The 22,570-nt window shown below is 28.9% G+C and carries 17 protein-coding genes and 2 pseudogenes; 11 read left to right on the forward strand and 8 right to left on the reverse strand.

What is annotated here, in order from left to right:
* Window position 1 precedes the first annotated feature (1 nt).
* The 3 genes from frr to L8X50_RS05870 form a co-directional block, all read right to left on the reverse strand.
* Entirely contained in the window at window positions 2-559 is a 558-nt protein-coding gene (gene frr, locus L8X50_RS05860) for a ribosome recycling factor (protein WP_039668941.1), read from the reverse strand.
* 14 nt (window positions 560-573) lie between these two features.
* Window positions 574-918 (reverse strand): preprotein translocase subunit SecG, encoded by a 345-nt coding sequence (secG, locus tag L8X50_RS05865; RefSeq protein WP_133319019.1) that lies wholly within the window; start codon window positions 916-918, stop codon window positions 574-576.
* Window positions 919-1,020: 102 nt separating this feature from the next.
* Window positions 1,021-1,722: a Bax inhibitor-1/YccA family protein gene (locus L8X50_RS05870; RefSeq protein ID WP_263660647.1), complete on the reverse strand. Its 702-nt coding sequence runs from the start codon at window positions 1,720-1,722 to the stop codon at window positions 1,021-1,023.
* Window positions 1,723-1,883: 161 nt separating this feature from the next.
* Here L8X50_RS05870 and L8X50_RS05875 point away from each other — a divergent pair, with 161 nt between their 5' ends.
* Window positions 1,884-2,522 carry a carbonic anhydrase gene (locus L8X50_RS05875; protein ID WP_263660648.1) on the forward strand — a complete coding sequence of 213 codons (639 nt, stop codon included), beginning with the start codon at window positions 1,884-1,886 and terminating at the stop codon, window positions 2,520-2,522.
* Complete coding sequence (locus L8X50_RS05880; RefSeq protein WP_133319016.1) at window positions 2,519-4,390, forward strand: mechanosensitive ion channel family protein; 1,872 nt, start codon at window positions 2,519-2,521, stop codon at window positions 4,388-4,390. Before L8X50_RS05875 ends, L8X50_RS05880 begins: the two co-directional genes overlap by 4 nt.
* On the opposite strand, the gene L8X50_RS05885 is transcribed toward L8X50_RS05880, so the two are convergent.
* On the reverse strand, window positions 4,387-4,701 hold the full coding sequence (locus tag L8X50_RS05885) for a hypothetical protein (protein ID WP_263660649.1): 315 nt from the start codon (window positions 4,699-4,701) through the stop codon (window positions 4,387-4,389). The two genes, L8X50_RS05880 and L8X50_RS05885, sit on opposite strands and share 4 nt — an antisense overlap.
* A gap of 31 nt (window positions 4,702-4,732) precedes the next feature.
* Window positions 4,733-5,095 carry a hypothetical protein gene (locus L8X50_RS05890; RefSeq protein ID WP_263660650.1) on the reverse strand — a complete coding sequence of 121 codons (363 nt, stop codon included), beginning with the start codon at window positions 5,093-5,095 and terminating at the stop codon, window positions 4,733-4,735.
* Between the two features lie 100 nt (window positions 5,096-5,195).
* Here L8X50_RS05890 and L8X50_RS05895 point away from each other — a divergent pair, with 100 nt between their 5' ends.
* Window positions 5,196-10,481 (forward strand): Ig-like domain-containing alpha-2-macroglobulin family protein, encoded by a 5,286-nt coding sequence (locus L8X50_RS05895; RefSeq protein ID WP_263660651.1) that lies wholly within the window; start codon window positions 5,196-5,198, stop codon window positions 10,479-10,481.
* On the forward strand, window positions 10,478-12,682 hold the full coding sequence (gene pbpC, locus L8X50_RS05900) for a penicillin-binding protein 1C (RefSeq protein WP_263660653.1): 2,205 nt from the start codon (window positions 10,478-10,480) through the stop codon (window positions 12,680-12,682). The genes L8X50_RS05895 and pbpC overlap by 4 nt, the downstream gene beginning before the upstream one ends.
* A 16-nt stretch (window positions 12,683-12,698) precedes the next feature.
* On the opposite strand, the pseudogene L8X50_RS05905 reads toward pbpC, so the two are convergent.
* Window positions 12,699-13,132 (reverse strand): annotated as a pseudogene (locus tag L8X50_RS05905) (hypothetical protein); the annotation flags it as partial.
* 159 nt (window positions 13,133-13,291) lie between these two features.
* Between L8X50_RS05905 and L8X50_RS05910 the strand changes: the two are divergent.
* Together L8X50_RS05910 and L8X50_RS08345 are read left to right on the forward strand one after the other, a co-directional pair.
* Window positions 13,292-13,798 carry a hypothetical protein gene (locus L8X50_RS05910; protein ID WP_263660654.1) on the forward strand — a complete coding sequence of 169 codons (507 nt, stop codon included), beginning with the start codon at window positions 13,292-13,294 and terminating at the stop codon, window positions 13,796-13,798.
* A 1,129-nt stretch (window positions 13,799-14,927) separates the two neighbouring features.
* Window positions 14,928-15,374: pseudogene (locus tag L8X50_RS08345) on the forward strand (methyl-accepting chemotaxis protein); the annotation flags it as partial.
* 25 nt (window positions 15,375-15,399) lie between these two features.
* Here the strand turns inward: L8X50_RS08345 and L8X50_RS05920 are convergent.
* Entirely contained in the window at window positions 15,400-16,383 is a 984-nt protein-coding gene (locus L8X50_RS05920) for an argininosuccinate synthase (protein WP_263660655.1), read from the reverse strand.
* A gap of 65 nt (window positions 16,384-16,448) precedes the next feature.
* Window positions 16,449-18,236, reverse strand: a complete 1,788-nt coding sequence (gene dnaG / locus L8X50_RS05925; RefSeq protein WP_263660656.1) for a DNA primase — start codon at window positions 18,234-18,236, stop codon at window positions 16,449-16,451.
* A 74-nt stretch (window positions 18,237-18,310) separates the two neighbouring features.
* On the opposite strand from dnaG, the gene L8X50_RS05930 reads away from it, so the two are divergent.
* From L8X50_RS05930 to L8X50_RS05950, 5 genes are read left to right on the forward strand one after another with little or no spacing between them, the layout of a single operon-like run.
* A complete protein-coding gene (locus L8X50_RS05930) occupies window positions 18,311-19,273 on the forward strand; it encodes a hypothetical protein (protein WP_263660657.1) in 963 nt (320 codons plus the stop codon).
* Window positions 19,270-19,710 carry a ribonuclease HI gene (gene rnhA / locus L8X50_RS05935; protein ID WP_263660658.1) on the forward strand — a complete coding sequence of 147 codons (441 nt, stop codon included), beginning with the start codon at window positions 19,270-19,272 and terminating at the stop codon, window positions 19,708-19,710. Before L8X50_RS05930 ends, rnhA begins: the two co-directional genes overlap by 4 nt.
* A complete protein-coding gene (rnc, locus tag L8X50_RS05940; protein ID WP_263659574.1) occupies window positions 19,703-20,371 on the forward strand; it encodes a ribonuclease III in 669 nt (222 codons plus the stop codon). The genes rnhA and rnc overlap by 8 nt, the downstream gene beginning before the upstream one ends.
* Window positions 20,368-21,456: a chorismate synthase gene (gene aroC / locus L8X50_RS05945; protein ID WP_263660659.1), complete on the forward strand. Its 1,089-nt coding sequence runs from the start codon at window positions 20,368-20,370 to the stop codon at window positions 21,454-21,456. Before rnc ends, aroC begins: the two co-directional genes overlap by 4 nt.
* Window positions 21,457-21,510: 54 nt before the next feature.
* Window positions 21,511-22,554 (forward strand): Cj0069 family protein, encoded by a 1,044-nt coding sequence (locus L8X50_RS05950; protein ID WP_263660660.1) that lies wholly within the window; start codon window positions 21,511-21,513, stop codon window positions 22,552-22,554.
* Window positions 22,555-22,570 lie beyond the last annotated feature (16 nt).

The following is a 22,570-nucleotide window of genomic DNA, read 5'->3' on the forward strand; positions in this document are numbered from 1 at the left end:
TTTAAACCTTTAAAAGTTCCGCTTCTTTGTTTTTAACTAACTCATCTACTTTTGCTGTATAATTATCGGTTTGTTTTTGTACTTCATCATAAGCTTTTTTAGCTTCATCTTCTGAGATTGCTTTATCTTTTTCTAGTTTTTTTACCGCATCATTTGCATCTTTTCTAATATTTCTAATAGCAACTTTAGCCTTTTCGCCCATAGCTTTAGCATTTTTAGCATTTTCTTCTCTTTGTTCTCTTGTCATAGGAGGAAAAAATAATTTAACACTTTCGCCATCATTGTTCGGATTTACTCCAATGTTTGCCGCAGCTATAGCACTTTCTATGGCTTTTAGCATTGATTTTTCCCAAGGAGTAATGCTAATAGTTGAAGCATCGGTTGCTAAAACTGTTGCTACTTGATTTAATGGAGTTGCACTACCATAATAATCTACATGAATATGATCAAGTATATTTATATTTACTTTGCCAGTTCTTATGGTAGTAAAATCTTTTTTTAAGGCCTCTAAGCTTTTGTCTGATTGTTGTTTTTGCTTGGTATAAATTTCATTTAGCATGGTATTTCCTTTTTTTATTTGCTAGTATTACTTTCGCTAATTGGAGCACTTGGTGCAACTGGAATGCTAGTTGTGTTTGTTTCAGGTGCCTTTGGTAAAATTTGTTCTGCTTTTTCAGCAAGTGAGTTAGAATTAGCATTATTATACATATAACTTAGAGCAATTGTATTAGCGATAAGTAAAACACCCATCACAAAAGTAAATTTAGCTAAAAACCCTGCAGGACCCTTTGCTCCAAACAAGCTTTCATTACTTCCGCTATATGCTCCAAGTCCTATACTTGAGCTTTTTTGTAATAAAACAGCAATACAAATAATCACAACAATTGCAAATTGCAAAATAATTAAAAGAGTAGTCATGAATTTTCCTTATTGAAAATAAAATGAGTATTTTAACTTAAAAAGTTTGATAAAAACTTGAAAGAGGTAAAGAAAATTTGCGAGAATTTTTCTCGCAAATTTTTATCTGCTATTAAAGCTTCTTAAAATATTAAGAAGAGAGATGAAAAGATTGATAAAATCAAGATAAAGTGCAACTGCACCTTCAATTGGTGTTTCATAATTTCCTCTAATGATGTTTTGAGTATCATAAAGAATGTAAAAAGAAAATAAAATTGCACCAATACCAGAAATTGCTAAGCTTAAAAGTGAACTTTGAAAAAAGATATTAATTAAAGAAGCTACTACGATAACAATTAAAACTATAAAAAGCATTTTTCCCATCATAGTAAAATCTCTTTTTGTATTCATAGCAAAAACGCTTAAAGCACCAAAAGCCACTGTTGTTAAAGCAAAAGCTTGAGCAATAATGCTAGCTCCTGCAGGAAGTGCTAAAACAGAATATAAAAGTGGTGTTAAAGTAAGTCCTGAAACAAAAGTAAAGGCAAAAAGTAAAACTAAATTAAGCGGAGCTTCTCTTTTTTTCCATTGTAATGCAAATAACAAGCCAATTTCTACGATAAATAAAATCCAAAAAGTTGCTTGAGATTGTGCAAATAAATGTGCTAAGGCAAAAATTCCTATGTAAGCACCTGCTGTTGCAGCTAATAATGAAGCAGCAAAAAGCTGATAAGTTTGTTTTATAAAAATGCTCAAATCACTTCTAGCATAACCTTCAAATTCTTGAGTTTTAGAGTTAGAATAATCTCTATCATAAAGACTCATTAAAATCCTCCAATAATTTTTAAAAATTAAAATTTACAAAAAAAAGATAAATAAAAGATTAAAATTGTATAAAAATATAACAAAAAATAAATTTATAGATTTATTTTAAGTAAAAATAATTTAGTATAATGCTTTATTAAAATGCAAAAAAGGACTTTTTTTTGAAAGACTTGATCGAGGGTGCTTTAAAATTTATGCAAGAAGATTTTAAAGAGCATGCAGAACTTTTTGAAAGTTTAAAAAATAAACAAAATCCCCACACGCTTTTTATAGGATGTGCTGATTCAAGAGTTATACCAAATTTAATTACTAATACAGGTCCAGGAGAGCTTTTTGTTGTAAGAAATATAGGCAATATAGTTCCACCTTATAGAGTAGGAGATGATTTTTTGGCAACTACTTCAGCTATTGAGTATGCTTTTAGTTCTTTACATATAAAAAATATCATAGTTTGCGGACATAGTAATTGTGGTGGCTGTGCGGCTTTATATGCAAATGAAAATGAGCTAAAGAGTATGCCGAATGTGAGAAAATGGCTTACCTTGCTCGAGCCTATTAAAAATAAGGTTTTAAAAGTTGCAGGCAGTGATTTAGCCATGCGATCTTGGATGACTGAAAAAATGAACTTGGTTAATTCTTTGCAAAATTTATTAACCTATCCAGGTATAGAAGAAGCTTTAAATAAAAAAGAAATAGAACTTCATGCTTGGTATTACATCATAGAAACGGGTGAAATTTATGAGTATGATTTTAATTTTGAAAATTTTGTTTTAATACAAGAGAGGATGAAAAAAGTATGAAAAAGATTGTTAATATTATTTTATTATTTTTATTTATCAGCACTTTGAATGCACAGGAAAAAAATGCTTTAGAGGATAAGAATAGTATTTTTGCTTTGGTACAAGATTATATAGAGCTTAATTTACTTTTGGAAAGTTTTAAAACCGGTGATACAAATAGCACCGAATTTCAAGATAATATCAAAGAAATAGAAAAACAAAAAACAGCTCTTTTGACTACTTTACCTTTAAAAATGGTATCTCAAAAGATTGATGATAAAGAAGCAAAAGATTTTTTAAAAACTAAGAATGCTTTACAAAAAAGTGTTGAAAATGCCCAAGCTAAAAAAAGATATTATGATTATGTGGATAATAAAATCAAACTTTTAAATTTAACCTCTGCAGAACATTTTTATCTTTGTATATTTGAATTAGAAAAAGTTTTTATAGAAGGCGCTCAAAGTCAAAAAATAAAAAAAATTATTGATGAAAGCATTGACTCATTAAAAGAAGATATAGTTTTTAATTTTGCTTTAGATAAAGAGAAAATTAATGATATTACTCAACTTAGAACTTTAGAGCTTAGTGAAAATAATTTAAGAAATACCATCAAGTCATATAATGAAATTTTGGTATATCTAAGAAATAATGCAAATTTGCTTGAAACTAATTTTTTATTTACGGGCTTGGGCTTGCAAAATGCCATTAATTATATTAATAAACAAACCTCTATTAGTAGTGTAAATGTTGGAAAAATAGTTATTTCTATTATTGTCATTGTTTTGTTTTATTCTTTGAAATTTTATCTTGCAAAAATTTTGTATTTTGTATTGATACATTTATTTGGAAAAAATTCAGAAAATGTAGAAATAAAAACTCACTTTTTAGAAAAGCTCCAAGGACCAGTGGGTTGGTTTTTGTTTGCTTATGCTATTGGAATTTGTTTTACTATTTTTTACTATCCTGCACCTGTAGATATAAGAATTAGTAATATTTTATCAATTGTTTATGTTATTTTAACTGCTTGGCTTGTGATAAATATTTTTGATAGTTATGGTATGGTAATTGTGGCAAAGCTTGCTGAAAAAAGTGGCAAACGCGAAGTGGTTAATTTAATTATTAAAATTTTATATTTTATTATTATAGTAATAGCTGTTTTATTTGTTTTATCACATTTAGGATTTAATATTTCAGCATTGATTGCATCTTTAGGTATTGGTGGTTTGGCTGTGGCATTGGCAGCTAAGGATATTATTGCAAATTTCTTTGCTTCTGTGCTTTTGCTTTTTGATAACAGCTTTAATCAAGGCGATTGGGTTGAAATTTCAGGTATAGAAGGAACTATAGTAGAAATTGGGCTTAGAAAAACTACTATTAGAACTTTTGATAATTCTTTGGTATTTTTACCAAATTCAACTATTATGGGAACTAATATAAAAAATTGGAGTAAAAGAAAAATAGGACGCCATGTAAAATTATTTATAGGTGTAACTTATGATGCAAGACCTGAACAACTTGAGCAATGTGTAGAAGATATAAGATATTTATTAGCTACTAGTCCTTTAATAGCCCAAGTTGATGATAGTGCGCTAAATCATGGTGGAACCCGCGCTAGATATAGACAAAATTTAGTTTCAGTGAATGATTTAGAAGGATATAAAAATAATACTTATGTGGCTGTGAGTGGCTTTAGCGCAAGTTCTATTGATATAGAAGTATATTTTTATACTAAAGCAGTTGATGCTGCAGGTTTTAGAGAAGCACGACAAAGTATTTTACTTGAATTAATGAAGATTGTCGAAAGAAATAAACTAAGTTTTGCATTTCCTTCACAAAGTCTTTATATAGAAAAAATCAATAAAGACGATAAAGAAGAGTTATTATCTTAATAAGCTCTTCTTTGATCATCACACTCTACTATAATTTTTTCAGCAATGATAATGCTTCCATTTTTACTACCTTTAACTTTAACAAGACTTCCTTTTTTTAGATCTTGTGCATTGGCTTGTTTTTTATTGCTACCAAAAATTCCGCAGTTATAAATATCTATATGTGTTTGGGGTAAAATGGTAATAATTAAGTTATTATCAAAACTTGTTTGAATACTTATTGTATGTGTAGTAGTGTTTTTTAAAATACCTTGAATTTTATAAGCAAATGCAAAAGTGCTAATGCAAATTAATATAAGAAAAAAACGCATTAAAATAACTCCTTTTTAGGAGTTATTTTGCTTAATAAGCTCTTTTTTTGCATTCTATTTTAATTTCTTTAGCGGTTATATTTTGAATTTGATTTGGCGTTTGTGGATTTGGTGTTGTTTGAGCATAGCCATGAAAAACTTCAGCTTCTATAAAAGTTCCTACTTTTAAATCTCTAAAAGTGCCATATTTATCCATACCAAAAATACCGCAATCATCCATATCAATTTCTGTATTTGGTAGAATTTTTATATTCATTTTTTCTCCATAGGTAGTATCGATTAAAATAGTCTTTGCGCCATCATTTACATCTACTATCACACCATAAATTCCATCTGCATAAGCAAGACTTGAAAGACTTAAAATTGTTAATAATGCAGCGATTTTCTTTTTCATTTTTTCTCCTTTATTTTTATGTAAGAATTATATAATTTTTTGAGTGAAGCAAGAGTGAATTTAGATATAATTTGAAAAATTTACCAAAAAGAGGATACCCATGAAAGGATTTTTACATTATTTTTTTATTGTTTTGCTTGCAAGCTTGTTGTTTGCATGTTCTAAAAATGAAGATAAGAATTCTATTATAAGATCTTATGGTTTTAATGAAAATACGCATAGTATTTTTATAGAATTTAATACCAATATCATTACAGAAAACATAGGTGTTGTAAAAGAAAGAGAAATTGTTATTAATAATCAAAAAATAAAAGCAAAGTATGAACTTGAAACTTCCACAAGATTAAACATATACACTTCTTTAAAAGCAAATCAAAATTATGATATTTTTATAGACTTAAATGATATTGTAGCTGATGAAAAAGTACAATTAAAAGTAAAAACTCCTTTTGAAAAACTAGATGTCAAAGGATATTTTCAAAATATATCAAATGATGAGAGTGTGTTGATTTTAAATGTTCAAAGTTTTTATGCTTTTGATAAAGATGAGTTGTTAAAAGCTGTAAAAATTAATGCACAAGAAAAAGAAATTCAAATAGATAAAATTATCATCCAAGATGATATAGCAAGTGTGTATTCTAAGCCATTAAAAATTAAAAATACAAACACTAATATAAAAGTAGTTTTTGATAAAGAAATTTTAGGTTTAGAGAAAAATATAGATTTAGAATATATTTTACTTGCAAAGAACGAATTTGTATTTCAAAATGCAAATATAATCAATAAAAACATAGAATTACTTTTTTCTCAAAGTATTTCGCAAGATCAAAATTTAAAAGAGTTGATTTTTATTACACCCAAAGTAGATTTTAAAGCATTGGTATTTGGGAATAAAATCAAGCTTACAGGAAATTTTACTCCAAATAAAACTTATGAAATTCAACTTGCTCAAGGGATTAAAAGCGCTGATGGAATTAGTACAAAAGAAAGCTATAAAACTCAAGTGAGCTTAAAAGACTATGAGCCTGCTATAAGTTTTACAAATCAAGGGGTATTTTTATCTAGCAAAGCGAGTAAAAAAATAGCTTTTAAAAGTTTAAATATTAAAAAGATCCATTTAGAAGTTCATCAGGTATTTTCAAATAATTTAAGTGAATATTTAAGATATAAAAATCTTCAAGGTGCTAAAAATTTAAGTGATTATGATAGTGATATTTTTTCAGAGAGTGATTATACTAGTGAAGTAGTATTAAAAAAAGACTTTGATATTAAAAATGTTAAAAATCAATGGCAAGAAAATGAGATAGCTTTAGATGGTTTAAAAGATTTAAGTGGTGTGTTTATAGTTAAGCTTTATTTTAAAGAAGAAGATATTGATTATGTTTTTGATGAGGGTATGGAGAGTTGGAAAAAGCAAAGATTTTTCGATCAAAAAGCAAAGATTAGTAAAAATTTGATTTTTTCAGATATAGCTTTAATTGCTCAAAATTTAAATAAAAAACTTTTTGTCGATGTAAGAGATTTTACCACACAAAAGGCTTTAGGTGGGGTTAGGGTTGATATAATTAGCAAAAGCAATCAAATTTTAGCTTCTAAGACAAGCGATGATAATGGTTTGGCTGTTTTTGATGATATTGATGAGTCAAGAGCTTTATTTATCATTGCTTCAAAAGATAAGCAAGCTTCTATTTTACGCTTAAGTTCGCCTTTATTATATGATGGTTTTGATGTAGATGGTTTAGAGCAAAATTCTCAAAACAAAGTGTTTATTTACACAGAAAGAGGGGTTTATAGACCAGGTGATGATATACATTTAACTATGGTTGCAAGAAATGATAAAGGAGCTGTTAATCACCCTATATTTTTGAGTTTTTTTGATCCACGCAATAAAAAGTTTTTAGATAAAATTAAACTTGATCCTTTGAGTAATGGAACTTTTTATAAAAAGATTTCACTTGATCAACAAGCTTTAAGTGGAGTGTATTTAGCTAGAGTAGAATTTGCAAATGCTATTTTTGATAAAGAAATTTTAGTGCAAAATATAGTGCCAAATCGTATAAAAGTATCTATACAAGCTCCAAAAAGTATAAAAGAAAATGAAAAATTAGATTTTAATATTAGCTCAAAATATCTTTTTGGAACACCAGCAAGTAATTTACAATATCAAGCTGATTTATTTGTAAGTAAAAAAGAATATAAAAATTCAAAATATCCAGAATATATTTTTTCAAATCCTAGTGTTTTAGTGCAAAAATATCAAGATAATTTAAAAGGTATTTTAGATGAAAGTGGCTTTGTAAAGCAAGAATTTGCTTTAAAAGATTTTTTTAAAAATACTCCATATAATCTTGAAGCTAACATAAGGGCTAGGGTTTTTGAAAAAGGTTCAAGATCGGTTGAAGCGCTTGTGAATTCACAAGTGATATTACATGAGTATTTTGTGGGTATTAAGCGTTTAAAAAATCACTATTTAAGCTCGGGTTCTACAATTAATTTTGAAGCTATTGTGAGTGATTTAGATGAGAATTTGATAGCAAATAGGGAGATTAAATATACTATTTATGCAAATGATTATTCTTGGTGGTGGGATTATGATAATTATGATGATTTTTTAAAATCACTCAAAAAAGATAAAAACACACAAATCATTACCCAAGGAACTATTTTAAGTAAGGGTAAACCGGTTAAAATAGAATTTGATCCCAAAGAATACCATGGTGAAATGTTTATAGAGCTTGAAGATACACAAAGTAAAACAAGCACAGGAGAGTTTTTTTATATTAGTAGTTTTGGTGCGCCAAGTAATGCTGATATAGTGAGTTCTTTAAAAATAAAAAGTGATAAAAAAGAATACAAACCAAACGAAACAGCTTTTATTGAATTTGAAAGTGTTAAGGGTGCAAAAGCCATCGTTACTTTAAATGATAATGTAAAGGTTTTAAAACGCTTTGTGATAGATACGCATGAAGATATTACAAAGGTTGAAATTCCTATTCTTAAAGAATATAAGCCAAATGTGTATGTGAGTGTGATTTTGCTTCAAGATTATAATCAATACACTAACGATAGAGCCTTAAGACTTTTTGGTGTAGTGCCTTTGAATGTAGTAGATGAACAAAGTAAAATCGAGCTTGATTTAAAAGTACCGGATAAAATCATGCCAAAACAAGATTTTGAAGTAGAAATTCAAAGTAAAAACAAGCAAAGTTATACTTATACCATAGCTATTGTAGATGAGGGTTTGCTTGATGCGAATGCTTTTAAAACCCCAGATATTTGGGGATATTTTTATCAAAAAATTCGCTTTAATATGAGCATATATGATACCTATGATAAAATCATTGCTAAAAATATTTCTAATGCTTCCAAGGTATTAACTACAGGCGGTGATGTTTTCTTAGAAAGTAGGGCAAATAAAAGTAAAAACGATGAAAAAGCAAGACGATTTAAACCTGTTGTGTTGTTTCAAGAGCCAGTGCAAAGTGATGAAAATGGTTATGCAAAATTAAAATTTAATATGCCTTCGTATCTAGGTTCGGTTAGAGTTATGGTAGTGGCGAACAACTTAGCAGGTTTTGGCAGTGCTTCTAAAGATATCCAAGTTAGCGCACCTGCTGTAATGCTTGAAACTTTGCCAAGGGCTTTAAGACTTGATGATGAGTTTAAGCTTTTGGTGCAGGTATTTAAAGTAGATGATGATGTAAAAAATGCAAAACTTAAACTAAAAACAAAAAATTCACTCATAAATTTTGAAAAAGATGAAATTTTAATTGATTTTGGTAATGAAAAAACAAAAGATATTTATATTAACACAAGAGTAAATTCAAGCAAGCTTGGGGTGGAAGAAATAGAGTTAAGTTTAAATGCAAAAGATTACACCTATACTCAAAATACTCAAATTGACATAAAAGCACTAAATACGATTACTTATGAGGGAAAATCTTTTAAAATTCCTGTAAATACTTCTATGGAGTTTAAAATCACACAAGATTATATCAACCCAGTGGCGTTTTTAAGTGTGAGTTCTAAGCCTATTTTAAATATAAATCATAGATTAAAATACTTGCAAAATTATCCTTATGGATGTATAGAGCAAAGTACTTCAGCAGTTTTACCGCAACTCTTTTTGCAAAAACTTGATCAAGGGGCAAATGAACAAAAAAATATTAACAATATCAATGCATTGTTAAGTAAATACGCAAATTTTCAAACTGCTAATGGTGGTTTTGCTTATTGGCAAGGACTTAAAGATTCTGATGCATGGGGAAGTAATTATGCAGGTATGTTTATGATTTTAGCCAAAGAAAGAGGCTATTATGTGAGCGAGGGAATGTTTAAAGCATGGCTTGATTATCAAAAACACTATGTTTTAAAAGCTCAAACAAATAAAGAAATTAGAATAAATTCTTTATATCTTTTAGCTTTAGCCAAAGAGCCAAATTTAAGCATAATGAATGCTATTTATGAAGATAGTACTTATTTGCAAAGCTTAAACAATGTAAGTCTTTGGCAACTTAGTACAGCTTATAAATTAGCAGGTTTTGATGAGGTAGCTTTAAATATAGCTAAAAATTTAAGCACAAAGCCCGATGAAAAAGCTAATTATACTCATACTTATGGATCTTTTCTAAGAGATGAAGCTATTATTGCAAATGCGTATAAAATAATTTATGGTAAAAATAATGATGAATTATTAGATGATATTAAAAAAACTTTAGAAAGCCAAGCTTGGCTTAGCACTCAAAGCACAGGCTATGCTTTATATGCTTTGGCAAATAGCTTTAGTAATGAAAATCCTAAAACTATCAATGCAAGTGTAAAAATTAATGGTGAGAGTAAAAAGCTCAATACAAGTTTTTCTAAATTTGAGTTTAATCAAGGCAGCGCTTTGATAGAAGCTAAAGAAGATACTTATGTGCATTTTGGAGTAGAGGGAATTAAAAAAGGTATTGTCGAACCTTTTGCGCAGCGTATGTATATAGAAAGAAGTTTTTATGATGAAAATGGAAATGAAATAGATGAAAGTGCTATAAAAAGCTCTCAAATTTTTTATATGAAATTAAAAATATCAAATAAAAATTATCCGGGCACTTCTAATATAGCTTTAACTCAAATTTTACCAAGTGGATGGGAGATAGTACATGATCTTTTAGATGATGAAACTCCTGATTTTGTGAAAAATTCTTATTATGATTTTGTAGATATAAGAGATGATAAAATCATGTATTTCTTTCCTTTATACTCTGATGAGTCAAGAGAATTTTTTGTGAAATTAAGTGCTGTTACTCCAGGTGTTTATACTTTGAGTGGAGCTTATGCTGAAGCAATGTATGATAATGCTTATAGAGCTTTAAGTGAGAGTAAAAGAGTTAAAGTAGTGCAGTGAAAATCAAAATAAGCCTTGCAATATGCTTTTTAAGTCTATGTCTTTACATAGGCTTAATTTATTTTAGCTTTGATAGTAAGGATTTATTTAAATGCACTTATAGTAAGGTTTTGTTTGATAAAAATAAAGAAATTCTTAGTGTATTTTTAGATTCTAACGAACAATGGCATTTAGAGAGTGAGTTTATACCGCAAAAATTAAAAAGCGCAGTTCTTTTATATGAAGACAAAAATTTTTATTCTCATTATGGAGTAGATTTTTTAGCGATTATAAGGGCTTTTAAAAATAATATTTTTTCAAGTAAAAGAAGTGGCGCAAGTACAATTTCTATGCAAACAATCAAACTTCTAGAGCAAAACAAACGCACATATTTTAATAAATTTAATGAAATCATCAAAGCTTTTGCTTTAGAAAGCGCTTATGATAAGGAAGAAATTTTAAGACTTTATTTAAATAATGCTCCTTATGGAGGAAATTTAGTAGGTGTTGCAAGTGCGGGTTTATTTTATTTTGAAAAAGATTTAAAAGATCTTACTTGGAGTGAAGCAGCCTTGCTTGCTGTGCTTCCTAATAATCCAGGTTTAATTAATCTTGAAAAAAACAAAGATAGACTTTTAAAAAAACGCAATGCTTTGCTTGATAGGCTTTTTGAAAAGGGATATTTTTCTAAAGATATTTTAACTCTTGCAAAGGCTGAAAAACTTCCTAGCTTTAAAACAAGGAAAAACTTAGCTCCACATTTAGCGCGTAGGCTTTTAGCGGATAAAGAAAAAATCGTTTCTAGTATAGATAAAAAAATTCAAATTAAATTTGAAGAAAAAGCTAAAGAATATTCTTATAAACTACAACAAAAAGGCATAAAAAATCTAGCTATATTGTTAGCAGATACCAAAACAAATAAAGTTTTAGCTTATGTAGGCTCTAATGATTTTTATGATTTTGCAAGTTTTGGTCAAGTTGATGGGGTGATAGCAAAGCGTAGTGTGGGCTCAACCTTAAAACCTTTGCTTTTTGCTTTTGCCATAGATGAGGGACTTATAGTGCCTGAATCTTTAATGCTTGATGTACCTACATTTTTTTCTAACTTTGCTCCACAAAATGCAAATAAAAAATACCATGGTTTTATTAGCGCAAAAGAATCTTTGCAAAAATCACTTAATGTTCCTTTTGTAAGCTTACTTGCAGAATATGGGTATGAGAAGTTTTTTTATAAGCTCAAAGATATTTTAGATTTTGAAGATGAAAATTTTAAAAAATACGGACTTTCTTTGATTTTGGGCACAAAAGAATTTAGTTTAGAAGATATGGTAAAAATCTATCTAGGACTTGGAAATTATGGAAATTTTAAAGAGCTTTTATATGAAGAAAATGCATTTACTAAAGAAAATAAAAAGCTTATTAGTGATGGAGCAAGCTTTTTAACCTTACAAACCTTAAAGGATTTAGATAGAGCAGGTTTAAGACAATATGATTTTAATACTATTATTTCTTGGAAAACAGGCACAAGTTATGGTAGAAAAGATGCCTGGGCTATAGGAACTTCTCCAAAATACACTTTAGGAGTGTGGGTTGGAAATTTTAATGGCGAGGCAAATGCAAATTTATATGGTGTAAGCATAGCAGGGGAATTGTTTTTTGAACTTTTAGCCTTGCTTGAGAGAGTTAATTTAGAATTTGAAAAACCTAATGATTTAGTTTCTATCAAAATTGAAAATCAAACAGGATATAGATATGATTATAAATTTGACTTTAAAGAAGTGCTTTACCCGCAAAGTGCAAATGTCTTAAGAACTTCACCATTTTTAAAAGAAGTTTTTATGTATAAAAATAAAGAAGTTGATTCTTTAGATGAAAATTTCATCCATGCAAAGAAAAAGATTATATTAAATTTACCTTCCAATGCACAAGCATTTTTTGCAAAAGAAAAGCAAAATTTACAAAGCTCTAATCAAAATTTAAAAATCATATATCCACTAAATAATCTTAATATCATTTTGCCAAAAGATTTAAAAAGTAAGCAAAAATTGTTAATTAAACTTATAAACCCTAAAAAAGAAAAACTTTTTTGGTATTTAAATCAAGAATTGATTTTTGAAGGAAAAGAAGAAAGTTTATCTTTAGATTTAAAAAAAGGTAAATATGTTATTAATGTTATTAGTGAAAATGGTTCTAATGATTTTATAAAATTTAATATATTTTAATATTATAAAAATATTTTTAAACTTTAATATCTATAATTTTTGGAGTGATATTTTGAGAAAGAAATTGATTAAATTCTCCCACATCGTCATTAAATTTCATACCAAAAAGAATTTCTAATTCTTCTCTTGTGCTAAATTTATTTTTTAAAAGTTTTTTATAAGTTCATTTTTTGCATTATCATCTTTGTAGGTTTCTTTATTTTTACTTTCACCTTGTATAGGTTTGAAAGATTTTTCTTTGTCTTTTTCTAAAGTTTCCTGAGGTTCATTAATCTTTTTACTAAAATCAATAAAGTATGTATTTTGAAGCTCAAGGTATTTTTCTTTAAACTCATCTATGCTTTTGCTTGTGTGAAAAATTTTAACATAAGCTTCATCATAATCTATTCCATTTACGCTCAGCCAACGAGGTGATTTGGTATTTTCATTCATCCATTTAAATAAATCTTCAACTTCTTTTCTTTGTAAAAACTACTCAATTCTTTAGCTTTAACTTGATAATTTTTATTGTTTATAAAATATTTAATATTTTAATAAATTTTAATTTTTATTTAATGAAAAGTTTTTATAATTATAAAAATTTATAATTTATTAACTAAAGGAGAAAAAATGCGTAATTGGAGTCTTGGTGCTAAAATAGTTGCAATAGCTATTATAACGGTTGTTTTAATCTTAAGTATTTTATCTTTTTTGATTATAAACAGATCCACAGCTATTTTAAATACACAAATAGAAAATACACTCACAGCTTCTGTGCATCGTTATGGAAATCAAGCTGAAGCGAGCATTAGGTCTTTATTCGTCAGTACTATTGGTACACAAAGAACTTTAAACAATCTTATTTCAGAAGGTGCTATAAACCCAAAAAGGATAGAAAATATCCTCGGAGAAGCCATTGATGCAAATGGAGATATAGCTTATGGTTATTATTATTTAAAAGACGGAACTGCATATAAAAATTTGGGTGTTGATGTAAAATATTTTTCAAATAATAATGAATTTATGGTGTTAATGAGAGATGTAGATATTAACAATGCTGGCGGTATGCAAACTTTAGCAGCAAGTGAAGAGATTGCTAAAACGAATGCTATAAAAAATTTGATGGGGGGGGGGTAAGTTATATTTTGGAGAACCAAGATGGTATAACATACATGGAAATAAATTTCTAGGTGTTCATGTAGCTGCACCTATTGCAGATAAAAAAGGAAAGGCTATAGGTGTTGTTGGTATGCTTTTTGATCTTAAACCTACGGCTGATTTTTTAAATGATTCTTCAAGATCTATTTATCAAGGAGCAAGGAGGATTTTAATAGCAAGTAATGGTGTTATAGCTACGCATCCAAATGCTGAATTTGTTACAAAAAAGATTACAGAGGTTAATAAAAATACAGCTCATATAATAGAAGCACAAAAAACTATCCATGCAGGAGCTATTGATTATAAAGCAGATGATGGTAGTGAATATCATGGTGCTATAAGAGTATTTGAAATATGGCCAAATACAGGAATTTATTGGGCTATGTTGGCTATTGTCCCAAATGAATCTGTATATGCTTCTATTGTGGATTTAAGAAATATTATTTTGATTAATTCTATTATAGCGATAATTGTTATAGTAGTTGTGATTGGTACTTCAGTAAAAAGAATAGTTTCTATAAGAGTGCAAAGACTTCAAGATCATTTAATGAAATTTTTTAGATACTTAAATCATGAGCTTCCAACCGTTGAGGTTTTAATTCCTAGATATAATGATGAACTTGGAAAAATGGCATTAATGATTAATGATAATGTTCAATATATACATACTTGTTTAGAAAAAGATGACATAACTGTGCAAAATATCTTAGAAGTATCTTGTGATATAGAAAAAGGACATTTTACTCAAAGAATAAAAGCAAATCCTGTTAATCCAAAACTTGTGGAATTAAAAGAAGTATTAAATAAAATGCTTGATGATATGCAAATGAAAATTGGTAAAGATTTAAATGAAATAGAAAGAGTTTTTAAAAGTTTTAAAAATCTTGATTTTTCAGATAAGCTTGAGTATGCTGATGGTGAGATAGAAAAATCGCTTAATGCAGTCGGAGAAGAAATAAGAAAAATGCTTCAAGCTTCATTAAAACAAGGGGAAATGCTTCAAACTAAAGCTGATGCTTTAAAAGAGAGTGTTTTAAAGCTTAATGATGGCGCACAAAAACAAGCTGATTCTTTACAAGAAAGCGCAGCTGCTGTTGAAGAAATGAGTGCTTCTATGAACGCAGTAGCAGCAAGAACTGAAGAGGTTATTAAACAAAGTAGCGATATTAAAGATGTAACTGATGTTATTAGAGATATTGCTGATCAAATTAACCTACTTGCATTAAATGCAGCTATTGAAGCAGCTCGTGCAGGAGAACATGGTCGTGGCTTTGCTGTTGTTGCTGATGAAGTTAGAAACTTAGCAGAAAGAACTCAAAAGTCTTTAGGTGAGATTGAAGCTAATACTAATATCTTAGTTCAATCTATTAATGAAATGGGTGAGAGTATTAAAGAACAAGCTTTAGGAATTTCACAAATTAATCAATCTGTTTCAGTAATAGATGGTTTAACTAAAGAAAACTCACAAATTGCACATGCAACTAATTCTGTAGCAAATGAAGTTGATTCTATGTCGGCTGATATTGTAGCAGAAGTTAGAAGAAAGAAATTCTAAAAAAACTACCCTTTTTAAGGGTAGTTTAATTTATAAAATACTCTTGAATTTTATTTTTATCTTCAAAAGCCATACTTTGGAAAATTTTATCTTTAAAACCTATTTTGTATTTTGTATTATTTTGAGTTTTAGCATAAGTTAGTGCTATGCTTAGAGCAAGTTCAAGATCTTGTGGATTGATATTTTCATCTACCAAAGAATAAGCACCGATTAAATCAAAGAGTTTTAATTCTTCATATTTTTGAGTTTTTAATTCTTTTAAAAATTGATTTTCTAGCTCATTTCTACCTACTATCATTTTAGAGCCATTTGGAAGTCTTAAGTGGCGTCCATATTTTAAAAGTTGTGCATCATTAACTTGCATATTTTTATCAAATTTAATAAAATCTTTGATTTTATTTGAAAAACTCTCAAGTGTGAGTAAACATCCACCACCCGGACTTTCAAAATCTTCAAAACCAAATTTGGCAGCTAGTTCAAGTTGTCTTTTTCTACTTCTTCCGCTGATGTTTTCTAACTTTTCTCTATCAACCCAACCTTCACGCTCAGGTTTGGTTAAAGGTAAATTTTTAGCGCACATTGGACGCAAGATTAAATCTTCTTCATCAAGTGCTAATTTTTTTACCTTAGCCATAGCATCATTTCTTTGACTCATAGGGCGTTGACCAACTACTTCTCCTGTGATGATAAAACTTGCGTTTTCATCTTTTAACATAGAAAGAGCGGTTTTAAACATAAAAGCATGACAATCTATACAAGGGTTAAAATGTTTTCCATAGCCATATTGAGGGTTAAATAAAACTTCTTGCAAATATGCATTTTTTACATCTATCATTTCAAAACTAGCCCCTGCCATAGCAGCGCGTTTTGTCATGAGTTCGCTTTTATCGCTTGTGCCACCAAAGCCTATATTGATATTTAAAGCTTTTACTTCTATGCCTTGAGAGCTTATAAGTTTTATAGCAAGCATAGAATCAAGGCCACCACTAAAAAGTGCTAATGCTTTCATTTTTTCCTTTCGAAATTTTTGGCATATTGTAGTGAATATTTTTTAATTTTTATGTAAGTTTTTATTTAAAAAACTTCTTCTTCAAAGTTATAATGAATTGCTTTTTTATCTTTTATATTTTTTTGTAATCTACTTAAAAATAATTCTAAACTTCCCTCATCATCTAAAAATTGGACATTTTTTAAAACTTCCATTAAATGATTAAAAAAATTTTCATCATTTTGATAGTTTTTTTTGATTTTTTCTAAATTTTGATTGAGCAAATTATAAATTTGCTTTTTAAAGGCTTGTTTTAAATTTAAGTTTTTTAATTTGTTAAAATGAGCAAAATTAATTTTGCAAATAGCATATAAAAATTCTTCTAAATTACTTAAAATTTTAATATTTTCGATCTCATAAAGTTCTCTTATGCTAGGATCATTAAAGTCTTTTTGTTCTAAAATAGCCTTAGCGATATCTTGATGTAAGAAATATTCTTTTGTGCTTAAAAGTTTAAAAAGTCCTATGGCTTTTTGATTTTCATATAAAAATTTCAAAAGCTCCAACTCGCTTATGTTGTTGATTTTATTTTGTTTTGTAGGAGTAAAAAAATTTATATTTTTTCTAGTATTTTTAGAAAGTTTTATATCATTAATATTTACACCCAAAAGATTTGCTACTAAGGTAGTGTAGGAATTTGCTATTAAAGGTTCAAGGTTAAAAGTATATTTTTGTACCTCTTCTAAAGCCTTTTGCTTACTAAGTGCTGAGCTTAAATCAAAATTTGTGATCAAATTTCTTATATAAAATTCTCCAAGTTCTATACCTTTTTCTAAAATATTAAAAAGCAATTTTTCTTGATGAGTAGCCACTAGTTCAGCCGGATCTTTCCCGCCTTCTATTAAAACTACTTTTCCATCAATTTTTGCTAAACTTAGTAAATGTGCTGAACGCACGGCAGCATTAAGTCCTGCATTATCATTATCAAAGCACAAAATCACTCTCGCCTCTAATCTTTTTATCAAAGGTATGTGATTTTCACCTAAAGCTGTTCCTAAAACTGCTACAGCATTTTTAAATCCTGCCTTATGAAAGGCTATGGCGTCCATATAACCTTCACAAATTATCATTTCTTTTTGTTTGTAAATGGTATCTTTTGCTAAATTGAGTGCATAAAAAACGCGTGATTTATCAAAAAGTTTGCTTTGAGGTGAATTAACATATTTTGCCATATTTGCTTCATCTAAAGTTCTACCACCAAAGCCTATGAGTAAATTTTTATGATCATAAATACTAAAAGTAATGCGGTTGATAAAACTTGCATAAGCACCATTTTCATTTTGTTTTATTGCGCCAACCTCTAAGGCTTCTTCTTGAGTGATTTGCTCATTTTGTAAAAGTCTTAGTGTTTCATTAGAACTTGGTGCAAAGCCTAGCTCAAAGGTTCTAATATCCTCATCATTTAAACCTCTTTTATAAAGATAAGTTAAAGCTTCTTTGTTTTTAGCTAAGTTTTGCTTATAAAAAGCATTAAGAGTAGGTAAGATGTGAGTGATAGATTTTTTATTATCCTGTTTTTGCGAGGTGTAAGTAAGTGAAAAATTACTCCACGAAGCAACCTTTTCTACCGCTTCAACAAAGTTTAATTTCTCATAATCCATTACAAATTTAAAAACATTGCCCCCAGCTTTACATGCAAAACAATGATAAAATCCTTTAATAGAATTAATATGCATGCTAGGATTTTTATCATCATGGAAAGGACAAACGCATACATAGCCTGAACCTTGTTTTTTTACTTCAACATAATGAGCTATAATATCAACAATATCTGTTTTTTGTAAAAGTTGTTCTATACTTGCTTGTTCTATCATATTTAAACCTTAAAGAAAATTATATAAGCATTTAGCTATAATTGTTATAAATTTGAAAGTTAAGTTGCAAGATTATGGATTTTTTCTTTGTAGAATACCGCGATCCTTTATTTGGTCTTATTGTTTTGACGGCTTTGATTTTTATCGTTGCTAGCTCACATTATATATGGCGGTTTTTTGCAAGCAAAGATCAAAAAAGCAAGCTTGATCGTTTTGTAAAAAAATTTGAAATCAATTCTACCCATCAGCAGATTTTAAAAAATGCCAATTTAAGTATAGAAAATTTAAATTTCCTAGCTCAAATTTTTACCAAAAGTGGTGAATTTGAAAAAGCTGTGGGAATTTATCTTATAGCTTTGCAAAAGACAAATGAGGCTAACCAGAAAGAATTTATCTTTTTTTCATTAGCACAAGTTTATCTAAAAGCAGGATTTTTAGAGCGTAGTGTAGAAGCTTTGTTAAATGCTTTAAAAATCAAAGCACGCAATAAAGAAAGCTTAAAACTTTTAAAAATTGTGTATTTAAAACTTAAAGATTATGATAAGGTTTTAGATGTTTTAGAATGTTTATTTGAGCTTGGAGAAAATATATATGCAGAAAAAGCTTTGATAAAGGCTTTAAAAATTCAAGCAAGTTCTAAAGAGCAAAAGCAAAAGATTAAAGAAATTTTAATTTTTAGCAAAGATAATGAGTATGTTTTAAGATTTTGTTTTTTGCATTATAAAGATAAGCTTACTCAAATGCCTCAATTTGAAAATGTCATTGATTTGCTTAATGAATGCAAAAGCCCGCTTAATCTTGAAGATGAAAAATACCATGAGTTTTTTTATGCAAAAAATTTAAGTACAAAATCTATTCCTATAAAAAATCATAAACTAAAAATTTTAAAAATTTTAAATGATAATAAGCTAAGTGCTAATCTTAGCTTTACTTATGTGTGTAATAATTGCAAAAATCAAAGTCCTTTGTTTTTTTATCATTGTCCATTTTGTTATGAATTTGGAAAATGTGAGATTTATTATGAGGTAAAAGCTTGAAAAATATTGAAATTTATACAGACGGCTCGTGTTTAAATAACCCTGGTTTTGGAGGGTGGGCTTATGTTTTAACTTATAAAAATCATCAAAAAGAACAAAGTGGGGCATGCGAGAATACAACAAATAATCGTATGGAGTTAATGGCCATTATACAAGCTTTGAAAGCTTTAAAAGAGCCATGCGAGGTAAAATTATACACAGATTCAAATTTAATGGTGCAAAGTATTAATGAATGGCTTGAAGGTTGGATAAAAAAAGATTTTAAAGGTAAAAAAAATATTGATCTTTGGAAAGAGTATTTAAATGTTGCTAAAGATCATAAAATAACTGCTTTTTGGATCAAAGCACATAATGGCCATGAATTAAATGAGCGTTGTGATGAACTAGCAAGAAATGCAGCTTTGAAACTCCAAGAAGAAAGGTTGATAAATGCTTAAAAAACTCCAAGAAAGATTAAGTTATCATTTTAAAAATGAGCAATTGCTCATCGAAGCTTTGACACATAAAAGCTATAAAAAGCCTTATAATAATGAAAGATTAGAGTTTTTGGGTGATGCTGTAATGGATTTAGTAGTAGGGGAGTTTTTGTTTTTTAAATTCCAAAAAGACTCAGAAGGAAACCTTTCTAAGCTTAGGGCAGCTTTGGTAAATGAAAAATCTTTTGCAACCTTAGCACAAAAACTTGATCTTGGAACATGTATTTTTATGTCTATTGCAGAAGAAAATAATGATGGACGCAATAAACCTTCTATACTTTCTGATGCCTTTGAAGCTTTAATGGGAGCTTTGTATTTAGAAATAGGTTTTGAAAAAACTAAAAACATAGCATTAAATTTACTCAATGAAGTTTATCCACATATTGATACACAAAGTTTATTTAAAGACTATAAAACAAGACTTCAAGAAATTACACAAGCAAATATGGCAGGCACACCCGAGTATGTAGTGATGAAAGCTTTTGGACCTGATCATAAAAAGCAATTTGAAATTGCAGTAAAAATTCAAGGTATAGAAGTAGCAAGATCTATAGCAGGTAGTAAAAAAGAAGCCCAACAACAATGTGCCAAAATAGCACTTGAAAAATTAGGAAAACTATGAATAGCTTTGGAAAAAGATTTAAATTTACAAGTTTTGGCGAATCTCATGGTCAAGTTATAGGTTGTGTGATAGATGGTATGCCAGCAGGGGTGAAGTTTGACTTTGATTTTTTGCAAGAAATGTTAGATAAAAGAAAACCAGGTCAAAATAAATTTAGTACCTCTAGAAAAGAAGAAGATAAAGCTCAAGTTTTAAGTGGGGTTTTTGAGGGTTATACAACAGGAACTCCTATAAGTGTATTGGTGTATAATGAAAATACACGCTCAAAAGATTATGAAAAAGATGTGTTTCGTCCTGCACATGCTGATTTTACTTATTATCACAAATACGGCATTAGAGATTATAGAGGTGGTGGAAGAGCTAGCGCTAGAGAAAGTGTAGCAAGAGTGGCAGCAGGGGCGTTAGCTTGTATGCTTTTAAAAGAGTTTGATATAGAAATAATGAGTGGAGTTTTTGGGGTAGGAAGTATTGATAGCAAACTTAGTAATGATGAGTTCGATTTTAATTATGCTAAAAATAGTGAAATTTATGCTTTAGATAAAAATTTAGAGCAAAACTTTAAAGATGAAATTTTAAAGGCTAAAAATGCTAAAAATAGCGTAGGTGCAAGAGTTTTTACTAGAGTGAAAAACCCTATCATAGGCTTAGGTGAGCCTTTGTATGATAAGCTTGATTCTAAACTTGCTCATGCGATTATGGGTGTAAATGCAGTTAAGGCTGTAGAAATAGGAAGTGGCATTCAAAGCAGTTATATGTATGGAAGCGAAAATAATGATGAGCTAAAAGATGGAGTATTTTTAAGTAATCATAGCGGAGGTATATTGGGTGGAATTTCTAATGGAAATTTTATCAATATAAAAACATATTTTAAACCAACCCCTTCTATATTTTTACCCCAGCAAACACAAAATATTCAAGGAAAAAATATCATGTATGAGTTAAAAGGTAGACATGATCCTTGTGTGGGTATAAGAGGTAGTGTTGTAGTAAATGCTATGGTAGCTATATGCATGGCTGATGCTTTACTTTTAAATGCAAGTTCAAATTTGCAAAATTTACAATGTATTTATGGAAAAAATAAATAAAAATTTAATACTTATTTTGATATGATGATAAAATATCTTTAAAAAGGGAGCAATATGAAAAAAAATATCGTATTTTTTGAAGTTAGGGGTGGTAGCGATAAAGGTGAAGATGGCCATAGAAAAGACACTATGCCTATGGTAAATGCTTTAAAAGAGCAAGGTTGGAACGCTGAGGTTATCTTTTTTGAAGTTGAAAAAAAAGACGAAATTTATGAATATGTAAAAAACAATGCTGATGCTTATGTTTCTAGAATTAACCCAGGAAATTTAAAAGAAGAAAATGAATACTTTGATATGTTAAGAAAACTTTGTGCAAATGGTGTTATAGGTATGCCTCATCCCGATGCGATGATAGGATATGGCGCTAAAGATGCACTTACTAAGCTTAATAAAACAGCTTTAGTGCCTGAAGATACTTATGCGTATTATGATATTAAAACTTTTAAAGAAAGTTTTGTAAAAACCTTAGCAAAAGGCGAGAGGGTTTTGAAGCAAAATCGTGGTTCAACAGGTGAGGGAATTTGGCGTGTGAGATTAATAGATGAACTGCCAGCTGGGACTACAAGTGTACCATTAAATGCAAAAATCAAATGCACAGAAGCAAAAGACAATCATACAGAAGAAAGAGAGCTTGGTGAATTTATGGATTTTTGTGAGCAATACATTGTGGGTGATAATGGTATGCTTGTAGATATGACTTTTTTACCGCGTATTAAAGAAGGTGAAATTAGAATTTTAATGCTTTATCATACTCCAATTTATGTAGTGCATAAAAAGCCTGCAGAAGGTACTGATGCATTCTCTGCTACACTCTTTTCAGGTGCAAAATATAGATATGATGAGCCAAAAGATTGGCAAGAATTGGTAGATTGGTTTTTAGCAACCTTACCTGAAATTCGTTCAAAGCTTGGAAATTACGATATTCCTTTAATTTGGACTGCCGATTTTATCTTAGATACAGATGAAAATGGTAAAGATAAATATGTTTTAGGTGAGATTAACTGCTCTTGCGTAGGATTTACTTCTCCTGCTGAATTTGTTGAGCCTATTGCTAAAAAAGTAGCTCAAAATATCATTAATATCGTGAGTAAAAATTAACCCTTGTTTAACAAGG

The sequence above is a fragment of the Campylobacter sp. CNRCH_2013_0898h genome, from assembly GCF_025772965.1.
Lineage (GTDB): Bacteria > Campylobacterota > Campylobacteria > Campylobacterales > Campylobacteraceae > Campylobacter_D > Campylobacter_D lari_D.

Coding starts and splice junctions, on each gene's coding strand:
- frr (WP_039668941.1), bottom strand. CDS start 559: ATGCTAAATGAAATTTATACCAAGCAAAAACAACAATCAGACAAAAGC.
- aroC (WP_263660659.1), top strand. CDS start 20,368: ATGAATAGCTTTGGAAAAAGATTTAAATTTACAAGTTTTGGCGAATCT.
- rnc (WP_263659574.1), top strand. CDS start 19,703: ATGCTTAAAAAACTCCAAGAAAGATTAAGTTATCATTTTAAAAATGAG.
- L8X50_RS05870 (WP_263660647.1), bottom strand. CDS start 1,722: ATGAGTCTTTATGATAGAGATTATTCTAACTCTAAAACTCAAGAATTT.
- secG (WP_133319019.1), bottom strand. CDS start 918: ATGACTACTCTTTTAATTATTTTGCAATTTGCAATTGTTGTGATTATT.
- L8X50_RS05930 (WP_263660657.1), top strand. CDS start 18,311: ATGGATTTTTTCTTTGTAGAATACCGCGATCCTTTATTTGGTCTTATT.
- L8X50_RS05910 (WP_263660654.1), top strand. CDS start 13,292: ATGCGTAATTGGAGTCTTGGTGCTAAAATAGTTGCAATAGCTATTATA.
- L8X50_RS05890 (WP_263660650.1), bottom strand. CDS start 5,095: ATGAAAAAGAAAATCGCTGCATTATTAACAATTTTAAGTCTTTCAAGT.
- L8X50_RS05920 (WP_263660655.1), bottom strand. CDS start 16,383: ATGAAAGCATTAGCACTTTTTAGTGGTGGCCTTGATTCTATGCTTGCT.
- dnaG (WP_263660656.1), bottom strand. CDS start 18,236: ATGATAGAACAAGCAAGTATAGAACAACTTTTACAAAAAACAGATATT.
- L8X50_RS05950 (WP_263660660.1), top strand. CDS start 21,511: ATGAAAAAAAATATCGTATTTTTTGAAGTTAGGGGTGGTAGCGATAAA.
- L8X50_RS05895 (WP_263660651.1), top strand. CDS start 5,196: ATGAAAGGATTTTTACATTATTTTTTTATTGTTTTGCTTGCAAGCTTG.
- L8X50_RS05880 (WP_133319016.1), top strand. CDS start 2,519: ATGAAAAAGATTGTTAATATTATTTTATTATTTTTATTTATCAGCACT.
- L8X50_RS05885 (WP_263660649.1), bottom strand. CDS start 4,701: ATGCGTTTTTTTCTTATATTAATTTGCATTAGCACTTTTGCATTTGCT.